21 protein-coding genes are annotated in these 24,142 nt (G+C 61.0%); 16 read left to right on the top strand and 5 right to left on the bottom strand.

Features of this window, described 5'->3' with window-relative positions; translation table 11 throughout:
- The first annotated feature begins 222 nt into the window (after positions 1-222).
- From murJ to ispH, 6 genes are all read left to right on the top strand, one after another.
- Complete coding sequence (gene murJ / locus HV782_RS25045; protein ID WP_123464015.1) at positions 223-1,761, top strand: murein biosynthesis integral membrane protein MurJ; 1,539 nt, start codon at positions 223-225, stop codon at positions 1,759-1,761.
- A 129-nt stretch (positions 1,762-1,890) separates the two neighbouring features.
- Complete coding sequence (gene ribF, locus HV782_RS25040) at positions 1,891-2,829, top strand: bifunctional riboflavin kinase/FAD synthetase (protein ID WP_064589256.1); 939 nt, start codon at positions 1,891-1,893, stop codon at positions 2,827-2,829.
- 13 nt (positions 2,830-2,842) lie between these two features.
- On the top strand, positions 2,843-5,674 hold the full coding sequence (gene ileS / locus HV782_RS25035) for an isoleucine--tRNA ligase (RefSeq protein ID WP_123464017.1): 2,832 nt from the start codon (positions 2,843-2,845) through the stop codon (positions 5,672-5,674).
- Complete coding sequence (lspA, locus tag HV782_RS25030) at positions 5,667-6,179, top strand: signal peptidase II (RefSeq protein WP_064589254.1); 513 nt, start codon at positions 5,667-5,669, stop codon at positions 6,177-6,179. Before ileS ends, lspA begins: the two co-directional genes overlap by 8 nt.
- Positions 6,172-6,624, top strand: coding sequence for an FKBP-type peptidyl-prolyl cis-trans isomerase (gene fkpB / locus HV782_RS25025; RefSeq protein WP_186747874.1), 453 nt, complete (start codon positions 6,172-6,174; stop codon positions 6,622-6,624). The genes lspA and fkpB overlap by 8 nt, the downstream gene beginning before the upstream one ends.
- A 160-nt stretch (positions 6,625-6,784) precedes the next feature.
- Complete coding sequence (gene ispH, locus HV782_RS25020) at positions 6,785-7,729, top strand: 4-hydroxy-3-methylbut-2-enyl diphosphate reductase (RefSeq protein ID WP_123464021.1); 945 nt, start codon at positions 6,785-6,787, stop codon at positions 7,727-7,729.
- On the opposite strand, the gene HV782_RS25015 is transcribed toward ispH, so the two are convergent.
- Positions 7,686-8,255 carry a GspH/FimT family pseudopilin gene (locus tag HV782_RS25015; RefSeq protein ID WP_186747876.1) on the bottom strand — a complete coding sequence of 190 codons (570 nt, stop codon included), beginning with the start codon at positions 8,253-8,255 and terminating at the stop codon, positions 7,686-7,688. The two genes, ispH and HV782_RS25015, sit on opposite strands and share 44 nt — an antisense overlap.
- Positions 8,256-8,385: 130 nt before the next feature.
- Here HV782_RS25015 and HV782_RS25010 point away from each other — a divergent pair, with 130 nt between their 5' ends.
- Genes HV782_RS25010 through thiO form a run of 7 tightly spaced genes read left to right on the top strand, consistent with a single transcriptional unit; the run spans position 8,386 to position 15,157 of the window.
- Positions 8,386-8,859 (top strand): GspH/FimT family pseudopilin, encoded by a 474-nt coding sequence (locus HV782_RS25010; RefSeq protein ID WP_186747878.1) that lies wholly within the window; start codon positions 8,386-8,388, stop codon positions 8,857-8,859.
- Positions 8,856-9,305: a type IV pilus modification protein PilV gene (gene pilV, locus HV782_RS25005; RefSeq protein WP_123464027.1), complete on the top strand. Its 450-nt coding sequence runs from the start codon at positions 8,856-8,858 to the stop codon at positions 9,303-9,305. Before HV782_RS25010 ends, pilV begins: the two co-directional genes overlap by 4 nt.
- Positions 9,302-10,015 (top strand): PilW family protein, encoded by a 714-nt coding sequence (locus HV782_RS25000; RefSeq protein ID WP_186747880.1) that lies wholly within the window; start codon positions 9,302-9,304, stop codon positions 10,013-10,015. The genes pilV and HV782_RS25000 overlap by 4 nt, the downstream gene beginning before the upstream one ends.
- Before the next feature lie 11 nt (positions 10,016-10,026).
- Positions 10,027-10,506, top strand: coding sequence for a pilus assembly PilX family protein (locus tag HV782_RS24995; RefSeq protein WP_123464031.1), 480 nt, complete (start codon positions 10,027-10,029; stop codon positions 10,504-10,506).
- Positions 10,493-13,582: a pilus assembly protein gene (locus tag HV782_RS24990; RefSeq protein ID WP_186747883.1), complete on the top strand. Its 3,090-nt coding sequence runs from the start codon at positions 10,493-10,495 to the stop codon at positions 13,580-13,582. The genes HV782_RS24995 and HV782_RS24990 overlap by 14 nt, the downstream gene beginning before the upstream one ends.
- Positions 13,583-13,597: 15 nt before the next feature.
- The gene (locus HV782_RS24985) at positions 13,598-13,999 is read left to right on the top strand and encodes a type IV pilin protein (RefSeq protein ID WP_123464035.1); all 402 of its coding nucleotides are present in this window, start codon (positions 13,598-13,600) and stop codon (positions 13,997-13,999) included.
- A 57-nt stretch (positions 14,000-14,056) separates the two neighbouring features.
- Positions 14,057-15,157 (top strand): glycine oxidase ThiO, encoded by a 1,101-nt coding sequence (gene thiO / locus HV782_RS24980; protein WP_186747885.1) that lies wholly within the window; start codon positions 14,057-14,059, stop codon positions 15,155-15,157.
- A gap of 113 nt (positions 15,158-15,270) precedes the next feature.
- On the opposite strand, the gene HV782_RS24975 is transcribed toward thiO, so the two are convergent.
- The 4 genes from HV782_RS24975 to HV782_RS24960 form a co-directional block, all read right to left on the bottom strand.
- Positions 15,271-16,617 carry a sigma-54-dependent transcriptional regulator gene (locus HV782_RS24975; RefSeq protein ID WP_186747887.1) on the bottom strand — a complete coding sequence of 449 codons (1,347 nt, stop codon included), beginning with the start codon at positions 16,615-16,617 and terminating at the stop codon, positions 15,271-15,273.
- A complete protein-coding gene (locus tag HV782_RS24970) occupies positions 16,614-18,203 on the bottom strand; it encodes a sensor histidine kinase (RefSeq protein WP_186747889.1) in 1,590 nt (529 codons plus the stop codon). The genes HV782_RS24975 and HV782_RS24970 overlap by 4 nt, the downstream gene beginning before the upstream one ends.
- Entirely contained in the window at positions 18,193-18,435 is a 243-nt protein-coding gene (locus HV782_RS24965; RefSeq protein WP_128616134.1) for a PP0621 family protein, read from the bottom strand. The genes HV782_RS24970 and HV782_RS24965 overlap by 11 nt, the downstream gene beginning before the upstream one ends.
- Positions 18,436-18,562: 127 nt before the next feature.
- Positions 18,563-19,579, bottom strand: coding sequence for an outer membrane protein assembly factor BamD (locus HV782_RS24960; RefSeq protein ID WP_128616133.1), 1,017 nt, complete (start codon positions 19,577-19,579; stop codon positions 18,563-18,565).
- Between the two features lie 151 nt (positions 19,580-19,730).
- Here HV782_RS24960 and rluD point away from each other — a divergent pair, with 151 nt between their 5' ends.
- From rluD to clpB, 3 genes are all read left to right on the top strand, one after another.
- Positions 19,731-20,693: a 23S rRNA pseudouridine(1911/1915/1917) synthase RluD gene (gene rluD, locus HV782_RS24955; protein WP_123464046.1), complete on the top strand. Its 963-nt coding sequence runs from the start codon at positions 19,731-19,733 to the stop codon at positions 20,691-20,693.
- Positions 20,690-21,412 carry a peptidoglycan editing factor PgeF gene (gene pgeF, locus HV782_RS24950; RefSeq protein ID WP_186747892.1) on the top strand — a complete coding sequence of 241 codons (723 nt, stop codon included), beginning with the start codon at positions 20,690-20,692 and terminating at the stop codon, positions 21,410-21,412. The genes rluD and pgeF overlap by 4 nt, the downstream gene beginning before the upstream one ends.
- Before the next feature lie 131 nt (positions 21,413-21,543).
- On the top strand, positions 21,544-24,108 hold the full coding sequence (clpB, locus tag HV782_RS24945; protein ID WP_186747894.1) for an ATP-dependent chaperone ClpB: 2,565 nt from the start codon (positions 21,544-21,546) through the stop codon (positions 24,106-24,108).
- The last annotated feature ends 34 nt before the right edge of the window (positions 24,109-24,142 follow it).

Here is a 24,142-nt window from a genome sequence, read left to right as displayed (position 1 = left end):
ATAGCAAACAAAATAGGCCGCGAATCATGCCGATGAGTTGGAGTCTTGTCAAGGGCACTTCAATCGTTCCGCTAAGTGGTAGGTATAAAGAGGCGGGATATTTATTTCCGGCGCTTGACCTGTAAACTCGCGAGCTTTGGCTCTGTGCTGTTGCGGCGCGGAGTATCGCACAAGTGGGCGCATTGTTCGCCTGCTGTTTATCGACAGGCACACATTCCCTCAATGAATCTGCTCAAATCGTTGGCCGCCGTCAGCTCTATCACGATGCTTTCCCGGATTCTCGGGTTTGTCCGCGACACCCTCATCGCGCGCACATTCGGCGCCGGGATGGCAACGGACGCCTTCTTTATTGCCTTCAAATTGCCCAATCTGTTGCGGCGTATCTTTGCCGAGGGCGCGTTTTCGCAAGCCTTTGTGCCGATTCTGGCCGAATACAAAAGCCAGAAGGGCGAGGAGGCGACACGCACCTTCATTGCCTACGTGTCAGGTCTGCTGACCCTGGTGCTGGCGCTGGTCACCGCGTTGGGCATGATTGCCGCACCGTGGGTGATCTGGGCCACGGCGCCCGGTTTCACCGATACGCCGGAAAAATTCCAGCTCACCTCCGACCTGTTGCGGGTGACGTTCCCCTATATATTGCTGATCTCCCTGTCGTCGCTGGCCGGGGCCATCCTCAATACCTGGAACCGCTTCTCGGTGCCGGCCTTCGTGCCGACGCTGCTCAACGTCAGCATGATCGTGTTCTCGCTGTTCCTGACGCCGTACTTCGATCCACCGGTCATGGCCCTTGGCTGGGCGGTGCTGGTCGGTGGTCTGGCGCAGTTGCTCTATCAGCTGCCGCATCTGAAAAAGATCGGCATGCTGGTACTGCCGCGCCTGAACCTGCGCGATAGCGGTGTATGGCGGGTGATGAAACAGATGCTGCCGGCCATCCTCGGCGTGTCGGTCAGCCAGATTTCGCTGATCATCAACACCATTTTTGCCTCGTTTCTGGTGGCCGGTTCGGTGTCGTGGATGTATTACGCCGACCGTTTGATGGAGTTGCCGTCCGGCGTACTCGGCGTGGCACTGGGCACAATCCTGTTGCCGACCCTGGCCAAGACCTACGCCAGCAAGGATCGTCATGAGTATTCGCGGATCCTCGACTGGGGTTTGCGCCTGTGCTTCGTGCTGGTGCTGCCGTGTTCGCTGGCGTTGGGCATTCTTGCCGAACCGTTGACCGTTTCATTGTTCCAGTACGGTCAGTTCAGTGGCTTCGATGCCGAGATGACCCAGCGCGCGCTGATTGCCTATTCTGTCGGTTTGCTGGGGATTATCGTGATCAAGGTGCTGGCGCCGGGCTTTTATGCGCAACAGAACATCCGCACGCCGGTGAAAATCGCAATTTTCACCCTGGTCTGCACGCAGTTGTTCAACCTGATGCTGATCGGTCCGTTGGCCCATGCCGGTCTGGCCTTGGCGATCAGTGCCGGTGCCTGCCTCAACGCCGGGCTGCTGTTCTACCAATTGCGCAAACAGCAGATGTATCAGCCGCAGCCGGGCTGGGCCAAATTCGGTTTCAAACTGGTGGTGGCGGTGGCGGTCATGTCGGCGGTGTTGTTGCTCGGCATGCATTTCATGCCCGCCTGGGATCAGGGGCACATGTTTGAGCGCTTCCTGCGTCTGGGCGCTCTGGTGATTGCGGGCGTGGTGGCGTACTTCGGCATGTTGCTGCTGCTCGGTTTCCGTCTGCGCGACTTCAATCGCAAGGCGTTGAGCTGAGGTTTCATCCTTGAAAGACGGGCGTGGGCCGGCAGTTTTGTCGGCTCGATCACTTTGCGTTACGGTGTCGCCTGTCGTCGGCCGTCGGGTGTGGTTATAATCGACCACTTTATGAGCAAGAAGCGCGTTATGCAGCTGGTTCGAGGCCTCCACAACTTGCGCCCCCAGCATCGGGGCTGCGTCGCCACTATTGGCAACTTTGACGGTGTTCACCGTGGTCACCAGGCTATCCTGGCCCGACTGCGTGAGCGTGCGCTCGAGTTGGGCGTACCCAGCTGCGTGGTGATTTTCGAGCCGCAGCCACGGGAATTTTTCGCTCCCGAGACCGCGCCGGCACGTCTGGCACGCTTGCGCGACAAGCTGCAACTGCTGGCCGCCGAAGGCGTCGACCGGGTCCTGTGCCTGGCGTTCAACCAGCGGTTGAGCAAGCTCAGCGCCAGTGAGTTCGTCGATACCATCCTGGTCGATGGCCTTGGCGTGCAGCATCTGGAAGTCGGCGATGATTTCCGCTTTGGTTGCGACCGCCTCGGCGATTTCGATTTCCTGATGCAGGCCGGACAAGTCCACGGGTTTACCGTGGAAGCCGCGCAAACCGTCGAGCTGGACGGCATTCGCGTCAGCAGCACCCAGGTGCGCAACGCGTTGGCCGCCGCCGATTTTGCCTTGGCCGAACGCTTGCTCGGTCGCCCGTACCGGATCGCCGGTCGCGTGCTGCACGGCCAGAAACTGGCCCGGCAACTGGGTACGCCCACTGCCAACATTCAACTCAAGCGTCGTCGCGTGCCGTTCACCGGGGTTTATCTGGTGGATGTGGACATCGACGGCAAGACCTGGCCCGGCGTCGCCAATATTGGCGTCCGGCCCACGGTGCAAGGTGATGGCAAGGCCCACCTTGAAGTTCATCTATTGGATTTTGCCGGCGATCTGTATGACCGGCGTCTGACGGTGGTTTTCCACCAAAAGCTGCGTGAAGAGCAGCGCTTCGCCTCCCTGGAGGCACTGAAAACGGCGATCAACGCGGATGTCGCCGCCGCCCGTGCACTAGCCGCACCTAGCGCCCATCGCTAATGAAGAGCCTTAAATGACCGACTATAAAGCCACGCTAAACCTTCCGGACACCGCCTTCCCAATGAAGGCCGGCCTGCCACAGCGCGAACCGCAGATCCTGCAGCGCTGGGACAGTATTGGCCTGTACGGAAAGTTGCGCGAGATTGGCAAGGATCGTCCGAAGTTCGTCCTGCACGACGGCCCTCCGTACGCCAACGGCACGATCCACATCGGTCACGCACTGAACAAGATTCTCAAGGACATGATCATCCGCTCGAAGACCCTGTCGGGTTTCGACGCGCCGTATGTTCCAGGTTGGGACTGCCACGGCCTGCCGATCGAGCACAAGGTTGAAGTGACCCACGGCAAGAACCTGGGCGCGGACAAGACCCGCGAGCTGTGCCGTGCCTATGCCACCGAGCAGATCGAAGGGCAGAAGACCGAGTTCATCCGCCTCGGCGTGCTGGGCGACTTCGCCAACCCGTACAAGACCATGGACTTCAAGAACGAGGCCGGTGAAATCCGCGCCCTCGCCGAAATCGTCAAGGGCGGTTTCGTGTTCAAGGGCCTGAAGCCTGTGAACTGGTGCTTCGATTGCGGTTCGGCCCTGGCCGAAGCTGAAGTCGAGTACGAGAACAAGAAGTCCTCGACCATCGACGTGGCCTTCCCGATCGCCGACGAAGCCAGACTAGCCGCCGCGTTCGGTCTGCCGTCGCTGAGCAAGCCTGCCTCGATCGTGATCTGGACCACCACCCCGTGGACCATCCCGGCCAACCAGGCGCTGAACGTACACCCGGAATTCAACTACGCCCTGGTCGATATCGGGGACAAGCTGCTGGTCCTGGCTGAAGAGCTGGTTGAATCCTGCCTGTCCCGTTACGGCGTTGAAGGCACCGTACTGGCCATCGCGCCGGGCTCGGCGCTGGAGCTGATCAACTTCCGTCACCCGTTCTACGACCGCCTGTCGCCAGTCTACCTGGCCGACTACGTGGAACTGGGCGCCGGCACCGGTGTGGTTCACTCCGCCCCGGCCTACGGCGTGGACGACTTCGTGACCTGCAAGAAATACGGCATGGTCAACGACGACATCCTTAACCCGGTGCAGAGCAACGGCGTGTACGTGCCGTCGCTGGAGTTCTTCGGCGGCCAGTTCATCTGGAAGGCCAACCCGGCCATCGTCGACAAGCTGACCGAAGTCGGTGCGCTGATGCACACCACCGTCATCGAACACAGCTACATGCACTGCTGGCGCCACAAGACCCCGCTGATCTACCGCGCCACCGCGCAGTGGTTCATCGGCATGGACAAAGAACCAGTCAGCGGCGACACCTTGCGCGTACGCTCGCTCAAAGCCATCGAAGACACCAAGTTCGTTCCGGCCTGGGGCCAGGCGCGCCTGCACTCGATGATCGCCAACCGTCCGGACTGGTGCATCTCCCGTCAGCGCAACTGGGGCGTGCCGATCCCGTTTTTCCTCAACAAGGAAAGCGGCGAGCTGCACCCACGCACGGTCGAACTGATGGAAGAAGTGGCCAAGCGCGTTGAAGTCGAAGGCATCGAAGCCTGGTTCAAGCTCGACGCCGCCGAACTGCTGGGCGACGAAGCGCCGCTGTACGACAAGATCAGCGACACCCTCGACGTCTGGTTCGATTCGGGCACCACCCACTGGCACGTATTGCGCGGTTCGCACCCGATGGGCCACGAGACCGGTCCACGCGCCGACCTCTACCTGGAAGGGTCCGACCAGCACCGCGGCTGGTTCCACTCGTCCTTGCTGACCGGTTGCGCGATCGACAACCACGCGCCATACCGCGAGCTGCTGACCCACGGTTTCACCGTCGACGAGTCCGGCCGCAAGATGTCCAAGTCGCTGGGCAACGTGATCGCGCCGCAGAAAGTCAACGACACCCTGGGCGCCGACATCATGCGTCTGTGGGTCGCGTCGACCGACTACTCCGGCGAAATGGCCGTGTCCGAGCAGATTCTGCAACGCAGTGCGGACGCCTATCGTCGCATCCGTAACACGGCGCGCTTCCTGCTTTCCAACCTGACCGGTTTCAACCCGGCCACCGACCTGCTGCCGGCTGAAGACATGCTGGCGCTGGATCGCTGGGCCGTGGACCGTACCCTGCTGCTGCAACGCGAGTTGCAAGAGCACTACGGCGAATACCGTTTCTGGAATGTCTACTCGAAGATCCACAACTTCTGCGTGCAGGAGCTGGGTGGTTTCTACCTCGACATCATCAAGGATCGCCAGTACACCACCGGCGCCGACAGCAAGGCCCGTCGCTCGTGCCAGACCGCGCTGTTCCACATCTCCGAAGCGCTGGTGCGCTGGATCGCACCGATCCTCGCGTTCACTGCCGACGAGCTGTGGCAGTACCTGCCGGGCGAGCGCAACGAATCCGTCATGCTCAACACCTGGTATGAAGGTCTGACCGAGCTGCCGGAAGGCTTCGAGCTGGGTCGCGCTTACTGGGATCGCATCATGGAAGTGAAGGTTGCGGTCAACAAAGAGATGGAAATCCAGCGTGCGGCCAAAGCCGTCGGTGGCAACCTGCAGGCCGAAGTGACGCTGTTCGCCGAAGACGCGCTGAGCGCCGACCTGGCCAAGCTGAGCAACGAACTGCGCTTTGTCCTGATCACCTCGACTGCCAGCGTGGCACCTTTCGTTCAGGCACCGGCGGACGCGGTCACCACCGAAGTCAGCGGTCTGAAACTGAAGATCGTCAAATCGGCCTTCGCGAAATGCGCCCGTTGCTGGCACTGCCGCGAAGACGTCGGCGTGAACCCGGAGCATCCGGAAATCTGCGGCCGTTGCGTCGACAACATCAGCGGCGCCGGCGAGGTTCGTCACTATGCCTGATTCCGTTGGCCGTTTCGGACGGTTGAGCTGGCTCTGGTTGAGTTTGCTGGTTCTGGTCATCGACCAGGCCAGCAAGTTCTACTTCGAAAACAAGCTCGAAATGTTCCAGCAGATCGTGATCATTCCCGATTACTTCAGCTGGACCCTGGCCTACAACACCGGCGCGGCGTTCAGCTTCCTGGCTGACAGCTCCGGCTGGCAGCGCTGGCTGTTCGCCCTGATCGCGATTGTGGTCAGTGCAGTGCTGGTGGTCTGGCTCAAACGCCTGGGCCGCAACGATACCTGGCTGGCCGTCGCGCTGGCGCTGGTGCTGGGCGGTGCGCTGGGCAATCTGTATGACCGCATTGCCTTGGGCCATGTGATCGACTTCATTCTGGTGCACTGGCAGAACCGCTGGTACTTCCCGGCATTCAACTTCGCCGACAGCGCGATCACCGTTGGCGCGATAATGCTGGCACTGGACATGTTCAAACCGAAGAAAACCGGAGAAGCCGTTCATGACTGAACAGGTAGTGGCTGAGCAACGCATCGGTCAGAACACGGAAGTCACCTTGCACTTCGCATTGCGCCTGGAGAATGGCGACACGGTCGACAGCACCTTCGACAAAGCCCCGGCGACCTTCAAGGTCGGTGACGGCAATCTGCTGCCGGGTTTCGAAGCCGCACTGTTCGGCTTCAAGGCCGGCGACAAGCGCACGCTGACCGTCGAGCCGGAAAACGCCTTCGGCCAGCCGAACCCGCAAAACGTACAGGTCATCCCGCGTTCGCAGTTTGCCGACATGGAGCTGTCACCGGGTTTGCTGGTGATCTTCAACGATGCGGCCAATACTGAGCTGCCGGGTGTGGTGAAAGAGTTCGACGACGCGCAAGTGACCGTCGACTTCAACCACCCGCTGGCCGGCAAGACGCTGACCTTTGACGTCGAGATCATCAACGTTAAAGCGATCTGACTGGCTCTATGAAGTCAAATGTGGGAGCGAGCTTGCTCGCGAATGCGGTGTGTCAGCCAACAGTAATGTTGCAGGTGATGGCCTCTTCGCGAGCAAGCTCGCTCCCACAATGTTTTCCACAGTTTTCGTTATTTCTTGCGCGCAAGACACGAGGCACAGCATGCAAATCAAACTCGCCAACCCCCGTGGCTTCTGCGCCGGCGTGGACCGGGCGATCGAAATCGTCAACCGCGCCCTGGAAGTCTTCGGGCCGCCGATCTACGTACGCCACGAAGTGGTGCACAACAAGTTCGTGGTCGAAGACCTGCGTAATCGGGGCGCGATCTTCGTCGAAGAACTGGATCAGGTGCCGGACGACGTCATCGTGATCTTCAGTGCCCACGGCGTTTCCCAGGCCGTGCGCAACGAAGCCGCCGGTCGTGGTTTGAAGGTGTTCGACGCCACGTGCCCGCTGGTGACCAAGGTGCACATCGAAGTTGCGAAATACAGTCGCGACGGTCGTGAGTGCATCCTGATCGGCCACGCCGGTCACCCGGAGGTCGAAGGCACCATGGGCCAGTACGACGCCAGCAACGGCGGCGCGATCTACCTCGTCGAAGACGAGAAGGATGTGGCTGAACTGCAAGTGCGTAACCCGGAAAAACTCGCGTTCGTGACCCAGACCACGCTGTCGATGGACGACACCAGCCGCGTGATCGACGCACTGCGCAGTCGCTTCCCGTCCATTGGTGGCCCGCGCAAAGACGACATCTGCTACGCCACGCAAAACCGTCAGGACGCGGTCAAGCAACTGGCCGACGAATGCGACGTGGTGTTGGTGGTGGGCAGCCCGAACAGCTCCAACTCCAATCGCCTGCGTGAGCTGGCTGAGCGCATGGCCACGCCGGCCTACCTGATCGACGGCGCCGAGGATCTGCAGAAGAGCTGGTTCGATGGCGTCGAGCGTATCGGCATCACCGCCGGTGCTTCCGCGCCGGAAGTGCTGGTGCGCGGCGTGATCCAGCAATTGCAGGCGTGGGGCGCGACCGGTGCCGATGAGCTGGCCGGGCGCGAAGAGAACATCACCTTCTCGATGCCGAAAGAACTGCGCGTCCGCTCGATTTAACGCTTTGCGCTTTCTCGCACAGCGCCTGCCCGGTTTTCTCCCGGGTCAGGCGCACCCGACCGGTCGCCGCCAGCACCACCTGCAACTGGCTGACCGGTTCGTGTGCCGAACACAGATGTAACGTCCCTGCCTGAAACGCTCGCCCGGGCATCAGCGGTTGCCCCAGACTGCTGAAGCGCACGTAACGACTGACCGCCCAATTGCCAACAATCGGTATCCGCTGGGCACTCGCCCGCTCCTGTAGCAGTGGGTTGTCGCTGTCCTGCGGCCCCTTGCCACTGATATCCAGAATGATCCGCCAGCCCTGACTCCAGTCGCCGTTGATGCCGTGAATCACCACGCTCTGATTGCGCGTGATGGCCTGTGTTCGGGCATTGCGGATGCCGTCGAGCAAGGACTGCGCAGCCTGGTCGCGATGAGTCGCTTCGGTGAAAGCGGCAAACGCCGGACTGACCAGCGCCAGAACAATTACGCCAATCGCCAGTCCCATAAGCAATTCAATCAGACTGAAACCCTGTTGCGGCATGACGACTTCCTCCCTGAAGCCTGAGGCCCGGCGCAATCCTTGCGCCGGGCACGGCAAATCAACCGACACAGGCCGGTTGAATGTTCTAGTTTGTAGAGGCAGGTATAGCCGACGGCAACGGAGGGCATGGATGAATCATCGTACAAAAGGTTTCACGCTGCCCGAGTTGCTGGTCGCGATCGCCGTGTTGGTGATTCTCCTCACCCTGGCGGTGCCGGGCTTCACCCGTTCGATCCAGAGCAGCAAGGCCGACACCGAAATGGGCGACCTGCAGCGTGCCCTCAACTACGCGCGACTGGAGGCGATCGACCGCGGCGTGACCACGCGCCTGCGGCCGAGCGCCGGTGGCAGCGTGTGGACCGGCGAGTTGTCGGTCTACGACGGTACTGGCAATGCGGCCAATGTATTGCGGGTTGTTCCAGCGATGAGCAGCGGCGCGACTCTGACGCTACCCTCAGGAGTGACTGCACTGGATTTCAACAATCTGGGTGGTCTGGCGGCACCGTCGACGGCGGTGGTCATCAGTTACGTGCTGGGAACGCAAAGCAGGACGCTGAACGTGTGTCTCAACGGACGAATTCAATGGGGTGGAAGTTGCGGATGAGGGCAGGGAGCTTAAGGGCACAGGAGGGCATGTCGCTGATCGAGGTGCTGGTTGCGTTGCTGATTCTGACCGTCGGCATATTGGGCGCGGCAGCGGTGCAACTCAATGCGCTGAAGTACACCGACAGTTCACGGATGACCAGTCAGGCCAGCTTCATCGCCTACGACATGATGGACCGCATCCGCGCCAACGCCGCGGCCGATTACACGGGCACGCCGCCGACCTCGGGCAACCTCGGCGTCGCCCGCGATCAGGACCTCTACGACTTCACCACCAACATCATCAATTTCGGCGGGCCGACCGCTACCGGCACGATCACCCTCAATCAGCGGGTGTACACCATCACCATCAACTGGAATGACTCACGGGCCGCGAATGCCACGGGCACCACGCGCAGTTTCGTCCTGACCAGTCGCGCCGCAGTCGACCCGGTGGCCACGCCATGAAGCATCACAATCGGGGGTTCGGCCTGATTGAAATGCTCATCGCCCTGGCGCTCGGGCTGATCGTGGTGTTGGGGGTGGTGCAGACGTTTCTCGCCGCGAAAAACACCTATGTCAGCCAGAACACCGGGGCGGCGATGCAGGAGGACGCACGTTTTGTGCTGAGCAAGATGATCCAGGAGCTGCGCATGGTTGGTATGTTCGGCTGCCTCGGCAGCATTACCGACGCAAGTTCGGCCGGGGATTTCAATGCGGCACAGCTCACCCCGATCAGTTGGGACAACAGCAACCTCAAGCTGACCCTGGTCACCGCCGACGTCGGCGGCAATGGTGGCACGCCGACCTGGACGGTGGTCTCCGATTGCCGCAACAGCGCCACGGCCTATACCGGATTGCGCACCGCCGCGAGCGGGCAGATCGCCTTTCCGATCCGCCGCTTGATCTACAGCTTCAGCAACAACCAGATCCTCATGGGCACCGGCAGCGGCACGCCGACCCAGCAGGTGCTGGTGAATAACGTCAGTGCCTTTAACGTGACCTTCGGTCTGGCCTCGTCCGCCACCGATGTCGCGGCGTCCTCTTACAGCAGCAACCCCGGCGATCCGGCGCGCATCCGCAGCGTGCGCCTGAGCCTGACCCTCACCGACCCGAACAACCGGGTGGCCAATCAAACCTTCAACGTGGTTGCCGCGTTGCGCAACCGCTTGCAGTGAGGGCCGGGCCAATGAGGATTTCTTTGCATCAGCGACGCACCCAGCGCGGCATGGTGCTGCTGGTCAGCCTGGTGTTCCTGTTATTGCTGACCCTGGTGGGGCTGTCATCAATGCAAAGTGCCAACCTGCAGGAAAAAATGGCCGGCAGTGTCAGCCTGCGCAATCAATCGTTCCAGACTGCCGAGGCGGCGTTGCGCATCGGCGAGAGTGCGGTGCAACTCGACAGTTATTCGCTGGCCGTGTGTGCCAGTACTGCGCAATGTGCGCCGCCGGCAGAGTCATCGGTGGTCAGTGCGGCGGGGCTCAATTCGACCTCGGGGGTGACGTGGATCGCCGCCGGCAATGGCTTCTATGGCGTGCAGAACATCGGCACCACCCTGACGGCGGTGAACGTGCCGAGCAATACGTCGGCGACACTGTATCGAGTGACCGCGGTCGGTATCGCCGGCACTTCGCGCAGTGTGGTGGAGAGTGTCTATGCGAAGTATTGAGCGCTGCTGGAGACTGTTGGCGGGCATGCTGGCGGGCTTGTATCTGGCTGCGCCGGCCTATGCGTTCACCCCGTCCGATTCTCCACTCTTGAGTGCGGCAGCGGTGCCGCCCAATGTGATGTTGCTGATCGACGATTCCGGGAGCATGAACAGCATCATTTATGCAGCGGGGTTCGATCCGAACGTCACTCGCACGCCGGCCAGGCAGTGCAACGCGTTCCTCGGGCTGTGCTCGGTCCTCAATGCACCCACGATTACTGGCGATCCGGTGTTCTTGTCAAGCCTGCCAACGTCTGGATGCTCCGGTGGGGCGTATGCTTTTTACAACAACAGCGTGGCGCCGCTGTGTCTGAAACTGCCTGATCCGGTGGGCGGCGGCAACACCCGCTACACGGGGGATTACATTTCCTACGTGGTCGGGCTGGCGATCAGCAACGGCACGCGCGACTTCACCACCGGAGCGATTCCCAACGACTACCGGATCAACGTGGCACGCAATGTGTCCTCCGCGCTGGTCGCCAGCAACCGAACCTTGCGCATGGGACTGTCGACCTTCAATCCGGTCACCAACAACAACTCCGGCAATGGTGGTTACATCGCTCGATCCATCAGTGACCTGTCGCCGGTCTCCGGCAGCGTGACTCAGGCCCAGGCCGACGCCAACTACAACGCGCTGATTTCGTCGATCAACGGCTTGAGTGCCGTGGCCAACACGCCGCTGGCGGAAACCTATTACGAAATCACCCGCTACATGCGCGGCATGGCGCCGTACTACAACAGCACGCCGACCACCTACACCAGTCCGATCCAGTACCGCTGCCAGAAAAACTACGGCGTGGTCATCACCGATGGTCTGCCGACCTTCGATCGCACGTTTCCCACCAATGACCCGCTGGGCGGCAGTCGTCTGCCGAACTGGGACGGCATCAACAATGACGGCGACAACCGCAATGGCGACGACGAAGGTGACACGCTGTATCTGGATGACATCGCCAAATTCGCCTTCGACATCGACATGCGTTCATCGGGGACTGACGCCGCCGGCAAAAGCTGGAACGCCGTGGATTTTCCCAAGCAGAACATGAACACCTACACCGTGGGTTTTACCGCCGACAACGACATGCTCCTGGATGCGGCCAGCTATGGGCAGGGCAAGTATTACCAGGCGACCGACGGCACTGGCCTCAACAGCGCACTGTCCTCGGCGTTGAGTGACATCACCTCCAAAGCCGGCTCCGGTGGCAGCGGCGTCACCAGCGGCACCACGCTGGCCAGTGGCACCAGTTATTTCCAGACCAGCTACGATCCCAGGGACTGGCGCGGGACGATCAAATCCTTCGGCTTCACCTCGGCCGGCGCGGTGAATACCTCCGCGGCCTTGTGGACCTCCGACACGACCATCGTTCCGGGCGCAACCGCACCGACCTATCAATCGTGGAACACCTCCAGCAACGCCGCCGTTACCCTGGCGTACGGCAACTTTTCTGCGACCCAGCAGACCACGCTCGGTCAAGGCCTGCCCAGCGGCATCAGCGGCAGCGATCTGGTGGAGTGGAGCAAGGGCACCAACAAAACCGGGCTGAAGGTGCGCAGCGTATTGCTCGGCGACATCATCAACTCGCCGCTGGTGCTGGCTTCACCCAGCGACAAAACCGCCTCCGACCTGTCAGGCGACAGCACCTACAGCACTTACCTGACCACCAAGGCGGCGAACATGAACCCCAGCCTGGTGGTGAATGCCAACGATGGTTTTGTCAACGTCATCAACGCCGCCAACGGCACCCGGCGCTATGCCTACATGCCGTCCAGCGTACTGCCGTCGCTGCGGCTGATTGCCGACCCGGCGTACGTCAACGGCGTCAGCCACAAGTTTCTGGTGGACGGGCAGGTCGGCGTGTATGACGCGCAACTCAACAGTGCCTGGAAAACCCTGGCGATTGGCGGCACCGGCGCTGGTGGCAAGACTTTCTATGCCTTGCAGCTGTTCGACGCTGCGGCGGGCAATGTGCTCAATGCCCTGTGGGAAGTCAGTGCGCCCGCCACGGCAAACACCGCCAACGCTTTTAATGATCTGGGTTATGCCTACGCGCGGCCGGAAGTGGCACGCTTGGCCGATGGTCGCTGGGCTGCGTTCATTGCCAATGGTTACGGCAGCAACTCCGGGGTGGCGGCGTTGTATGTGCTGGATGTGCGTGACGGTTCGTTGATCAAGAAGATCGTGATAGACAGCAGCGAAACCACCAATGGTCTGTCGTCGGTGAAGCTCAAGGTCAATTCGTCAAACGTGGTGCAGGCAGCCTACGGCGGCGACTTGAAAGGGCGTCTGTGGAAATTCGACCTCAGCGCGACCTCGACCAACAGCTGGGGCCTGGCGTTTTCCGGCAAGCCGTTGTTCACCACGGCGGGCGGGCCGACCCAGCCGATCACGGCGCAGCCGCTGCTGGCGGACAACTCGTTGGGCGGCAAGCAGGTTTTTTTCGGCTCCGGCAAATTCAACGAGACCGCCGACAAGACCAACAAGGATTTGCAGGCGTTTTATTCGGTGTGGGATGCCGACGGTGGTGCCGGGCAACTGACGGTCAGCAGTTTGCAGGCGCAGGCGGTCACCGGGGTGTTTTCCGGCAGCACCGGGCAGTTCATCACCACCAGCCAGAACGACACGACATATCCTGGGGAGAAGGGCTGGTATCTGCCCTTGGTGTACAACAGCGTGCTGACCGGTGAGCGGGTGATCAATCAGGCCAGCCTGGTGCTCGGGCGCATCGTGTTTACCACGGCCAATGTCGACACCACTGACCCGTGTGCCAGTTTCGGCAGCGGCAAACTGGTCGAACTCGATGCGTTCAGCGGTAAGATGCTCAACTACGCGGTGCTCGACACCAACGCCGACGGCGTGGTCGACAGCAACGACACGATTTCCAGTGGTGTGGTGTTCACTGGTGGCATTCCGACCCTGAACGCCATCATCAATGGCGCGACCCGCAAGATCGTCAACGATTCCAGTGGCACCGTCACCACACTGGTGGAAAAATCCGGCGGCGGTAGCCGTCGTATCATGTGGCGACAAATACAGTAAGTGAGAGTTTGAGGCATGCGCAGAGTCAACCGGGGCTTCACCCTGATCGAAATCATGATCGTGATTGCGATCATCGGGATCATCATCACCATCGCCGCACCGAGCTACACCGAATACCTGAAAAAGGGACGGCGCGCCGAGGTGGTCTCGCTGCTCTCGGAACAGGCGCAGATCCTCGAGCGTTTCTATACCAAAAACAACGTCTACACCGGCATTACCGGTCTGAGCGCGGGCAATGACTTTTACACGCTCACCCCGACGGTCACCGACCAGACCTTTCTGCTGACCGCCACCCGCAAGGCCGGCACTACCATGGCGACCGACAAGTGCGGGGACTTCACCCTGACCAACACCGGCGTCAGAAGCATGAATAACGCTACCACCGGGCTGACCACCAAGGATTGCTGGGGCCGCTGAGGTACTTTCTCAAGGGCGCGTTTTGCGCCCACTGTCTTTTTCACGGTTGGATCAAACATGACCAGGCAACAGCAAGTGGTGATTGTCGGTGGCGGGGTGATTGGCCTGCTGACCGCCTACAACCTCGCCTCCGAAGTGCGCAGCGTGGTGCTGCTGGATCGTTCGGACCTCGGCCAGGAATCGTCCTGGGCCGGTGGCGGCATCGTGTCTCCGCTGTACCCGTGGCGCTATAGCCCGGCCGTCACCGCGCTGGCGCACTGGTCGCAGGATTTTTATCCACAGCTGGGCGAACGCCTGTTTGCCGATACCGGCGTTGATCCCGAAGTGCACACCACCGGCCTGTACTGGCTGGATCTGGATGACGAAGCCGAGGCACTGGCCTGGGCCGCACGGGAGAACCGTCCGTTGCGGTCTGTGGATATCTCGGCAGCACACGATGCGGTACCGGTGCTGGGCGGTGGATTTTCGCGGGCGATCTACATGGCCGATGTCGCCAACGTCAGAAACCCGCGTCTGGTCAAGTCGCTGAAGGCGGCGTTGCAGGCGCTGCCGAACGTGACCCTTCGCGAGCAATGCGAAGTCAGCGGGTTTGTGCGTCAGGGCGAGCGGGTGGTGGGCGTGCAGACTTCAACTGGCGTGATCGAGGGCGATCAGATCGTGCTGACGGCCGGCGCCTGGAGCGGCGATCTGCTCAAGACGCTGAACCTGTCGCTACCGGTCGAGCCGGTCAAAGGCCAGATGATTCTGTACAAATGCGCGGCCGATTTCCTGCCGAGCATGGTTCTGGCCAAGGGACGCTATGCGATTCCGCGTCGTGACGGGCACATCCTGATTGGCAGTACGCTGGAGCACGAAGGCTACGACAAGACGCCGACCGATGTGGCGCTGGAAAGCCTCAAGGCGTCGGCGGTCGAGTTGATTCCCGCGTTGGCGGATGCCGAGGTGGTGGGGCATTGGGCCGGGTTGCGTCCTGGCTCGCCGGAAGGGATTCCGTACATCGGCCGGGTGCCGGGGTTCGCGGGTTTGTGGTTGAACTGCGGGCATTACCGTAACGGGTTGGTGCTGGCGCCGGCGTCGTGTCAGTTGTTTGTCGATGTGATGCTGGGGCGGACACCGATCATTGATCCGGCACCGTATGCGCCTGAAGGCCGCATTTAGTCAGATATTTTTCCACGGTCTGGCAGACCGTTTTCGCCAGCAAGCCCGCACCCACAGTTGATCGTGTCGGTCACAAATCCAATGTGGGCGCGGGCTTGCTCGCGAAGGTGGCCTCAATCCAGACCGAGTTTCTTCAACCTGTAACGCATCGACCGAAACGACAGGCTCAAGCGCTGCGCCGCCGCCGTGCGATTCCAGCGCGTCTCCTCCAGCGCCTGCAGGATCAACTTGCGTTCGACGTTCTCTAGATAATCTTCCAGGTTGTCGATTTGCGTCAGGTCGGCAATTGCGCCACCCGCTGCGCAGTTACCCTCGCTCAGGCGCAAGTCCTCAGCTTCGATCGTCCGGTTTTCACACAAGGTGTGCGCCCGTTCGAGGACGTTTTCCAGCTCGCGCACATTCCCCGGAAAGCGGTAGTTCTTCAGGGTTTCCAGCGCTTGCGGGTGCAGTCGCGCCGGCGGTTGGCCGGTGTCCTTGGCCAAGCGCTTGAGCACGTGCGCTGCCAGCACTTCAATGTCATCGCGTCGTTCGCGCAATGACGGCACGCGCAATTCGATGACGTTAAGCCGGTAATACAGATCCTGACGAAAGCGTTCAGCAGCCACTTCGGCGTCCAGATCCTTGTGGGTGGCGCACAGAATACGCACATCGACCACGGTTTCCTGTTGGCCACCGACGCTGCGCACGGCTTTTTCCTGAATCGCCCGCAGCAGTTTCACTTGCATGGACAGCGGCAGGTCCGCCACTTCATCGAGAAACAATGTGCCGCCGTGAGCTGTCTGGAACAGTCCGGGCTTGTCCTCGACCGCACCGGTAAAACTGCCTTTGCGGTGACCGAAGAATTCACTCTCCATCAATTCCGAAGGAATGGCCCCGCAGTTCACCGGCACGAAGGGCTGGCTGGCGCGCGGGCCTTGTTCGTGGATCAGCCGCGCCACCAGTTCCTTGCCGCTGCCGGACTCGCCGCTGATGTACACCGGCGCCTGGCTGCGGGCGAGTTTGTCGATCTGTTTGCGCAGATTGCGCATGGGCGACGAGTCGCCGAGCAGGCGTCGGTCAATCGAGGTGCACACGCCACCGGCCACCGGCATGCGCAGGGCGGTGCCGACCAGTTCACGCAGGCGGGTGAGGTCCACCGGTTTGGTGAGAAAGTCGAAAGCCCCGGCCTTCAGCGCGTTGATTGCGGTTTCGAGGCTGCCATATGCGGTGATCATCGCCACCGGCAGCTGTGGATAACGTTGCTGAATGTGTTGTACCAGATCCAGGCCGGTGCCATCGGGCAGGCGCATATCGGTCAGGCACAGGTCGAAGGGCTGGCGCTGCAACAGGGCCTGGGCTTCGCCGAGATTACGCGCGCTGAAGGTGTCGAGTTTCATCCGTCCCAGGGTGATTTCCAGGAGTTCGCGGATATCCGGCTCGTCGTCGACGATGAGGATTTTTTGCCGTGGGCTCGTGTTCAACTTTGTTTCCGTCCGTGAGCAAAGGTGATGCGAAAGCAGCCGCCGTCTTGGCGTGACTGGAAGTCTAGGCGCGCTTGATTGCTTTCGCACAGCTCACGGGATAGATAAAGCCCAAGGCCGGTGCCCTGGCTACTGGTGGTGAAGAACGGTTCGAACAGATGTGCCTGTTGATCGAGCGCGACGCCGGGGCCGTTGTCCCGTACTTCGAGCACCGCCAGCTGGCTGGCGGGGTCGACGAACAGGGCCAGCCAGACCTCGGCCTGTTCGTGCAGCAGGGCGCTGTGGCGCCAGCCGTTGCGCAACAGATTGTCGAGAATTTGCGTGAGCTGGTTGGGGTCCATCAGGGTGGTGAAGTCCCCCGAATTGATCCGTAAGTGAATCTGCTGACGCTCAGTGGCCTGTTCGCGGCTTTCGGCAACGAAGTTTTCCAGCCACGGCTTGAGATCCAGGCGTTGCGGTGCACTCTGCTGGCGGCGGGACAGTTGCAGGACGTTTTCGATGACTCGGTTCATGCGCTGGGAGTGGTCTTGAATAATCTGCGTCAGACGGCGATCCGCACCATCGAGTTCCTCGGATTCCCCCAATAGCTGCGCGGCATGACTGATGGCGCCTAGCGGATTGCGGATTTCGTGGGAGATGCCGGCGGTCAGGCGGCCGAGGGCGGCCAGTTTCAGTTGCTGGGCCTGCTGGGCGATTTGCGCGAGGTCTTCGAGAAACACCAGGGTCTGTGGGTTCGGGCTCTGGTCCAGGGCGATGAAGCTGGCTTGCAGTTCGAGGCCGTTGCCGGGGATTTTCAGGCTTTGCGGGCGCAGGGTCGGGTTGTTCATCCACAATTGCAGGCGATCGACCAGTGCCGGCGAATAGTCGTCGATCAGATGCCCTTGAAGATGGGATTGCGCGAGCAGGATCTGCGCGCTGTGGTTGGCCAGTTGCACCCGGCGCGCTCCGTCGAGCACCAGAATGCCGGTGCGCATGCGTTGCAGGATCAGCGCATTGAGCGCTTCGAGACCGACCACTTCGCTGGCGCGGCGTTCGGCCAGGGTTTCACTGACCTCCAGACGCCTGATCAATCCTTGCACCAGCAGTGAGGCGGCGAAACACAGCGCACCGAGGGTGCCGGCCTGCAGGTATTCATTGGCGCTCAGGGGATGGCTGAAGCTGAGCAGGAAACTCAGGCCGACAATGCCGAGCGCGCCAATGGCGGCGATCAGCAGGCCGATACGCCGCCGCAGCAAGGTATTGCTGATCGCGATCGAAACGATCAGCAGATTGCCCAGGGCACTGACCACGCCGCCGGCCGCGTAGAACAAACCGCACAACAACAGCACGTCGACCAGCGCCAGCGTGAACAGCTGAGTCGGGCGCCGGGTGTTTTCAAAGAACACCACCAACAGAATGTTGAGCACCAGATACAGCCAGCTGCCGCCGCGCAGCAGATCGTCGTTGGCCGAGGTCAGCAGGCGGTTGTCCATGTTGCTGGAGATCAACAGCACCAGGGTGATGCCGACGCTTAAACGGTAGAGATGGTAGAGGCGCAGCAGGCGCTGCGCCTGTTTGCTGTGGGCGCTGGCGGCCTCAGCGATCACTGGAGCCCGGGCCTTGCTCGAGGTGAGCCTGGCTGCAATACCACTGTTGTTGAAGGCTCAGCGCACGGTCGCGCGGCAGGTGAACGCCGCAGTGGGCGCAGCGCACCATCGGTGCGGCGTCTTGTTCGCGAGGATCGCGACGGGATGGATTGGACGCGGCGGGTGCCTTGAACTTACGCCACAACCAGAACGCGGCGAAAATCACGGCAATCCAGAACAATAAACGAAGCATGATGAGCGGCTTTTCGACTGATGATCCGGCAGTTTAGCCAAGGACCCGAGACGCGCACAGTCTATTCAAGCGCGCCCATGAAAAAGGGAGATCCGAAGATCTCCCTTTTTCTGTGCATCGGCTGTATTCAGTCGAACAGGCCGAACGTCATGTAGCTGAACCACGAACGGTCGGAACTGCTGGATTCCGGCGCTGGCTCTTCGATCACGTCGCCGTTTTCGTCTTTCGGCTTGAGCTCGTTCGGGATCGCGTCTTTCGCGTCCTGGAACTGTTTCTGCACGTCCTGGTTGGCGCGGGTTTCTCCCGGCGGCAGCGGTGGACGCGACTCGATCAGACCCAGAGTGGCCTTGCTCAGGAACGAGCGGTTGTCGGCTTCGGCCACCGATGGCACGAACTGACCATCTTGCAGGCTCGGGTGGTTCGGGTAGTTGAGCTTCAGGGTTTCCAGGCTGCTAGCGGCCAGGTCGTCCAGATGCAGACGCTGATAGGCCTCAGTCATCACTGCCAGGCCGTCGCCGACCGATGGGGTTTCCTGGAAGTTTTCCACCACGTAACGGCCACGGTTGGCAGCGGCTACATAAGCCTGACGGGTCAGGTAGTAGTCAGCCACGTGGATTTCGTAGGCAGCCAGCAGGTTGCGCAGGTAAATCATGCGCTGCTTGGCGTCCGGCGCGTAGCGGCTGTTCGGGTAGCGGCTGGTCAACTGGGCGAACTCGTTGTACGAGTCGCGAGCGGCGCCCGGGTCACGCTTGGTCATGTCCAGCGGCAGGAAGCGCGCCAGCAGGCCGACGTCCTGGTCGAACGAGGTCAGGCCCTTGAGGTAGTAGGCGTAGTCCACGTTCGGGTGCTGTGGGTGCAAACGGATAAAACGCTCGGCGGCGGACTTGGCAGCTTCCGGCTCGGAGTTTTTATAGTTGGCATAGATCAGTTCAAGCTGTGCCTGGTCGGCGTAGCGACCGAACGGATAGCGCGACTCCAGAGCCTTCAGCTTGGCTGTGGCGCTGGTGTAGCTATTATTGTCCAGGTCGGTCTGAGCCTGCTGATACAGCTCGGCTTCGCTCAGGTTTTCGTCGACGACTTCCTTCGATGAGCAAGCAGCGGTCAATGCGAGGATGGCGATCAGCAGCAGGTGTTTCACTTGCATGGCGGCTTGCGTCCCTATGACGGCCGCTGTCTTGGGCGGGGCCGTCCTGTTATGATGAGCGCCCCGTTGAAAAGCCTCGGGGCAAAAGACGCCGTATTTAACCACAAGCGCGCAGCCGAAACCAAAGGCTGTGCCGACGCCCAGTCAGAGCATGTCCGATAAAATTGAACTTCGCGCAGAGGTGCCGTCCGAATTGGGCGGCCAACGCCTCGATCAAGTCGCCGCCCAACTCTTCGCTGAGCACTCACGCTCGCGCCTTTCCGCCTGGATCAAAGAAGGTCGCCTGACTGTGGACGGGGCGGTCATCCGCCCACGCGACATCGTGCATGGCGGTGCCATCCTTGAACTGACTGCCGAGCAGGAAGCCCAGGGCGAGTGGATCGCCCAGGACATCGAGCTCGACATCGTCTATGAAGACGACGACATTCTGGTGATCAACAAGCCTGCGGGCCTGGTGGTGCACCCGGCTGCCGGTCACGCCGATGGCACCTTGCTCAATGCCTTGCTGCACCACGTGCCGGACATCATCAATGTCCCGCGCGCCGGTATCGTGCATCGTCTGGACAAGGACACCACCGGTCTGATGGTGGTGGCCAAGACCATTCAGGCGCAGACAAAGCTGGTTGCACAATTGCAGAGCCGCAGCGTCAGCCGCATTTACGAGTGCATCGTGATCGGCGTGGTGACGGCGGGTGGCAAGATCAATGCACCGATTGGTCGCCACGGCCAGCAGCGCCAGCGCATGGCAGTGATGGAAGGCGGCAAGCCGGCCGTCAGTCACTACCGCGTGCTGGAGCGTTTCCGTTCCCACACCCACGTGCGGGTAAAACTGGAAACCGGCCGGACCCACCAGATCCGCGTGCACATGTCGCACATCAACTTCCCGTTGGTCGGCGACCCGGCGTACGGCGGTCGTTTCCGCATCCCGCCGGCGGCGAACCCGACCATGGTCGAGTCGCTCAAGCACTTCCCGCGTCAGGCGCTGCATGCGCGCTTCCTCGAGCTCGATCATCCGACCACCGGTGAACGCATGAGCTGGGAATCGCCGCTGCCGGAAGACTTCGTCTGGCTGCTGACCCTGCTCAAGCAGGATCGCGAGGCATTCGTCGGATGAACTGGCTGACGCCGGACTGGCCTGCGCCGGCCAGCGTCATGGCCTGTGTCACCACTCGCGAGGGCGGTGTCAGCGAGGCGCCGTTCGACAGCCTCAATCTGGGCGATCATGTCGATGATCGCCCAGAGGCTGTTGCCGAGAATCGTCGGCGTCTGACCGAGCGCTTCTCTATAAAGCCGGCCTGGTTGCAGCAAGTGCACGGAATTGTCGTGGCTCATGCTGATCCAGACGTGGTGGCAACGGCTGACGCCAGTTGGACGCAGACCCCCGGCATTGCCTGTACGGCGATGACCGCGGATTGCCTGCCGGCATTGTTCTGCAACCGTGCCGGCACTCGTGTCGCGGCGGCTCATGCCGGTTGGCGCGGGTTGGCGGCGGGCGTGCTCGAAGCCACTCTCGATCAACTCGACACCGCTCCGGCGGACGTGCTGGTCTGGCTCGGTCCGGCCATCGGCCCGAAAGCGTTTGAAGTCGGCCCGGAAGTGCGGGAAATTTTCATCAATCAACTGCCCGAAGCGGCATCAGCCTTCGTACCGAGCCACAATGCTGGCAAGTTCATGGCCGACATCTACCTGCTGGCGCGGCTGCGTCTGGCTGAACGGGGTGTCACTGCGGTTTATGGCGGCGATTTCTGCACCGTGACCGATCCACGCTTCTTCTCCTACCGTCGTGCGTCGCGCACGGGGCGCTTCGCCTCCCTGATCTGGCTCACCCGCTAGACTTGTCTGATCTGTATCAACTCTCTGACGCTTGAATCTTCCAGAATCGACCGCATCTACAGTGCTATCTGGCAGGTTTCTTTATTCAGGATGGTTTTTAGGTCCGGCCTGCTCAAAAGGAAGGTGACCCCATGCGTATAGACCGTTTAACCAGCAAATTACAGTTGGCGTTGTCCGACGCCCAATCCCTGGCCGTAGGCCATGATCATCCGGCCATCGAGCCGGCGCACTTGATGCAGGCCATGCTTGAACAGCAGGGCGGTTCGATCAAGCCGCTGCTGATGCAAGTGGGCTTCGACGTCAGCAGCCTGCGCAAAGAGCTGACCAAAGAGCTCGACCAATTACCGAAAATCCAGAACCCGACCGGCGACGTCAACATGTCGCAGGATCTGGCGCGCCTGCTCAATCAGGCTGATCGCCTGGCTCAACAGAAGGGCGACCAGTTCATTTCCAGTGAGCTGGTGCTGCTCGCGGCGATGGACGAGAACAGCAAGCTCGGCAAGTTGCTGCTCGGCCAGGGCGTGAGCAAGAAAGCCCTGGAAAACGCGATCAACAACCTGCGTGGCGGTGAAGCAGTCAATGACGCGAACCACGAAGAGTCGCGCCAGGCGCTGGACAAGTACACCGTCGACCTGACCAAGCGCGCCGAAGAGGGCAAGCTCGACCCGGTGATCGGCCGTGACGACGAAATCCGTCGCACCATTCAGGTTCTGCAACGCCGGACCAAGAACAACCCGGTGTTGATCGGCGAGCCTGGCGTAGGTAAAACCGCGATTGCCGAGGGTCTGGCCCAGCGCATCATCAACGGCGAAGTGCCGGACGGCCTCAAGGGCAAGCGTCTGTTGTCGCTGGACATGGGCGCGCTGATTGCCGGCGCCAAGTATCGCGGGGAGTTCGAAGAACGCCTGAAATCGCTGCTCAACGAGCTGTCGAAACAGGAAGGGCAGATCATTCTGTTCATCGACGAACTGCACACCATGGTCGGCGCCGGCAAAGGCGAAGGCTCGATGGATGCCGGCAATATGCTCAAACCTGCGCTGGCGCGCGGAGAGCTGCACTGCGTCGGTGCGACCACGCTCAACGAGTACCGCCAATATATAGAGAAGGATGCGGCCCTCGAGCGGCGTTTCCAGAAAGTGCTGGTGGACGAGCCGAGTGAAGAAGACACCATCGCCATCCTGCGTGGCCTCAAAGAGCGTTATGAGGTTCACCACAAGGTCGCGATCACCGACGGCGCGATCATCGCGGCGGCCAAGCTCAGCCATCGCTACATCACTGACCGGCAGCTGCCGGACAAGGCCATCGACCTGATCGACGAAGCGGCCAGCCGTATCCGCATGGAAATCGACTCCAAGCCGGAAGTGCTCGATCGTCTTGAGCGGCGCCTGATTCAGTTGAAGGTCGAATCCCAGGCACTGAAGAAAGAAAGCGATGAAGCGGCCATGAAGCGCCTGGAAAAACTTCAGGAAGAAATTGTCCGCCTCGAGCGTGAGTACTCGGACCTGGAAGAAATCTGGAACTCGGAAAAAGCCGAGGTGCAGGGTTCTGCGCAGATTCAGCAGAAGATCGAACAGTCCCGTCAGGAACTGGAAGCCGCGCGTCGCAAAGGCGATCTCAATCGCATGGCCGAGCTGCAATACGGGGTGATCCCGGACCTGGAGCGCAGTCTGCAAATGGTCGACCAGCACGGCAAGAGCGAAAACCAGTTGCTGCGCAGCAAGGTGACCGAAGAGGAAATCGCCGAAGTCGTTTCGAAGTGGACCGGTATTCCGGTATCGAAAATGCTCGAAGGCGAGCGCGACAAGCTGATGAAGATGGAAAGCCTGTTGCACCAACGTGTGATCGGTCAGGACGAAGCCGTGGTGGCGGTGGCCAACGCAGTGCGGCGTTCCCGTGCCGGGTTGTCCGACCCGAATCGTCCGAGCGGCTCGTTCATGTTCCTCGGCCCGACCGGTGTCGGTAAAACCGAGCTGTGCAAGGCACTGGCCGAGTTCCTCTTTGATACTGAAGAGGCGATGGTGCGGATCGACATGTCCGAGTTCATGGAGAAACATTCCGTGGCTCGTCTGATCGGTGCACCACCGGGATACGTCGGTTACGAAGAGGGCGGTTACCTGACCGAAGCGGTACGGCGCAAGCCTTACTCGGTGATCCTGCTGGACGAGGTCGAGAAGGCGCACCCGGATGTGTTCAACATCCTCCTGCAAGTGCTCGAAGACGGTCGTCTGACCGACAGCCATGGCCGCACGGTGGACTTCCGTAATACGGTTATCGTCATGACCTCTAACCTGGGCTCTGTGCAGATTCAGGAGCTGGTCGGTGATCGCGAGGCGCAGCGTGCTGCGGTGATGGATGCGCTGACGTCGCACTTCCGTCCGGAGTTCATCAACCGGGTCGACGAAGTGGTGATCTTCGAGCCTCTGGCGCGGGATCAGATCGCAGGCATTACCGAGATCCAGCTGGGCCGTCTGCGCAGTCGTCTGGCCGAGCGCGAGCTGAAGCTGGAACTGAGTCCGGAAGCAATGGACAAGCTGATTGCCGTCGGTTACGACCCGGTTTACGGCGCACGTCCTTTGAAACGGGCGATCCAGCGCTGGATCGAAAACCCGCTGGCGCAATTGATCCTCTCGGGGCACTTCATGCCTGGCGAAACCGCGACCGGCACCGTCGAGAACGACGAAATCGTTTTCAACTGAGCCAAAGCGCCAAGGAAAAAAGGAGGGCCCCACA

The organism is Pseudomonas monsensis (assembly GCF_014268495.2).
Taxonomy (GTDB): domain Bacteria; phylum Pseudomonadota; class Gammaproteobacteria; order Pseudomonadales; family Pseudomonadaceae; genus Aquipseudomonas; species Aquipseudomonas monsensis.
The sequence above is the reverse complement of the archived record's forward strand: the minus strand, read 5'-3'. Positions and strand labels throughout refer to the sequence as shown.

Bases quoted from the DNA above. Each gene is read 5' to 3' on its own strand.
- murJ (WP_123464015.1), top strand. From the start codon at position 223: ATGAATCTGCTCAAATCGTTGGCCGCCGTCAGCTCTATCACGATGCTT.
- ribF (WP_064589256.1), top strand. From the start codon at position 1,891: ATGCAGCTGGTTCGAGGCCTCCACAACTTGCGCCCCCAGCATCGGGGC.
- ileS (WP_123464017.1), top strand. From the start codon at position 2,843: ATGACCGACTATAAAGCCACGCTAAACCTTCCGGACACCGCCTTCCCA.
- lspA (WP_064589254.1), top strand. From the start codon at position 5,667: ATGCCTGATTCCGTTGGCCGTTTCGGACGGTTGAGCTGGCTCTGGTTG.
- fkpB (WP_186747874.1), top strand. From the start codon at position 6,172: ATGACTGAACAGGTAGTGGCTGAGCAACGCATCGGTCAGAACACGGAA.
- ispH (WP_123464021.1), top strand. From the start codon at position 6,785: ATGCAAATCAAACTCGCCAACCCCCGTGGCTTCTGCGCCGGCGTGGAC.
- HV782_RS25015 (WP_186747876.1), bottom strand. From the start codon at position 8,255: ATGCCGCAACAGGGTTTCAGTCTGATTGAATTGCTTATGGGACTGGCG.
- HV782_RS25010 (WP_186747878.1), top strand. From the start codon at position 8,386: ATGAATCATCGTACAAAAGGTTTCACGCTGCCCGAGTTGCTGGTCGCG.
- pilV (WP_123464027.1), top strand. From the start codon at position 8,856: ATGAGGGCAGGGAGCTTAAGGGCACAGGAGGGCATGTCGCTGATCGAG.
- HV782_RS25000 (WP_186747880.1), top strand. From the start codon at position 9,302: ATGAAGCATCACAATCGGGGGTTCGGCCTGATTGAAATGCTCATCGCC.
- HV782_RS24995 (WP_123464031.1), top strand. From the start codon at position 10,027: ATGAGGATTTCTTTGCATCAGCGACGCACCCAGCGCGGCATGGTGCTG.
- HV782_RS24990 (WP_186747883.1), top strand. From the start codon at position 10,493: ATGCGAAGTATTGAGCGCTGCTGGAGACTGTTGGCGGGCATGCTGGCG.
- HV782_RS24985 (WP_123464035.1), top strand. From the start codon at position 13,598: ATGCGCAGAGTCAACCGGGGCTTCACCCTGATCGAAATCATGATCGTG.
- thiO (WP_186747885.1), top strand. From the start codon at position 14,057: ATGACCAGGCAACAGCAAGTGGTGATTGTCGGTGGCGGGGTGATTGGC.
- HV782_RS24965 (WP_128616134.1), bottom strand. From the start codon at position 18,435: ATGCTTCGTTTATTGTTCTGGATTGCCGTGATTTTCGCCGCGTTCTGG.
- HV782_RS24960 (WP_128616133.1), bottom strand. From the start codon at position 19,579: ATGCAAGTGAAACACCTGCTGCTGATCGCCATCCTCGCATTGACCGCT.
- rluD (WP_123464046.1), top strand. From the start codon at position 19,731: ATGTCCGATAAAATTGAACTTCGCGCAGAGGTGCCGTCCGAATTGGGC.
- pgeF (WP_186747892.1), top strand. From the start codon at position 20,690: ATGAACTGGCTGACGCCGGACTGGCCTGCGCCGGCCAGCGTCATGGCC.
- clpB (WP_186747894.1), top strand. From the start codon at position 21,544: ATGCGTATAGACCGTTTAACCAGCAAATTACAGTTGGCGTTGTCCGAC.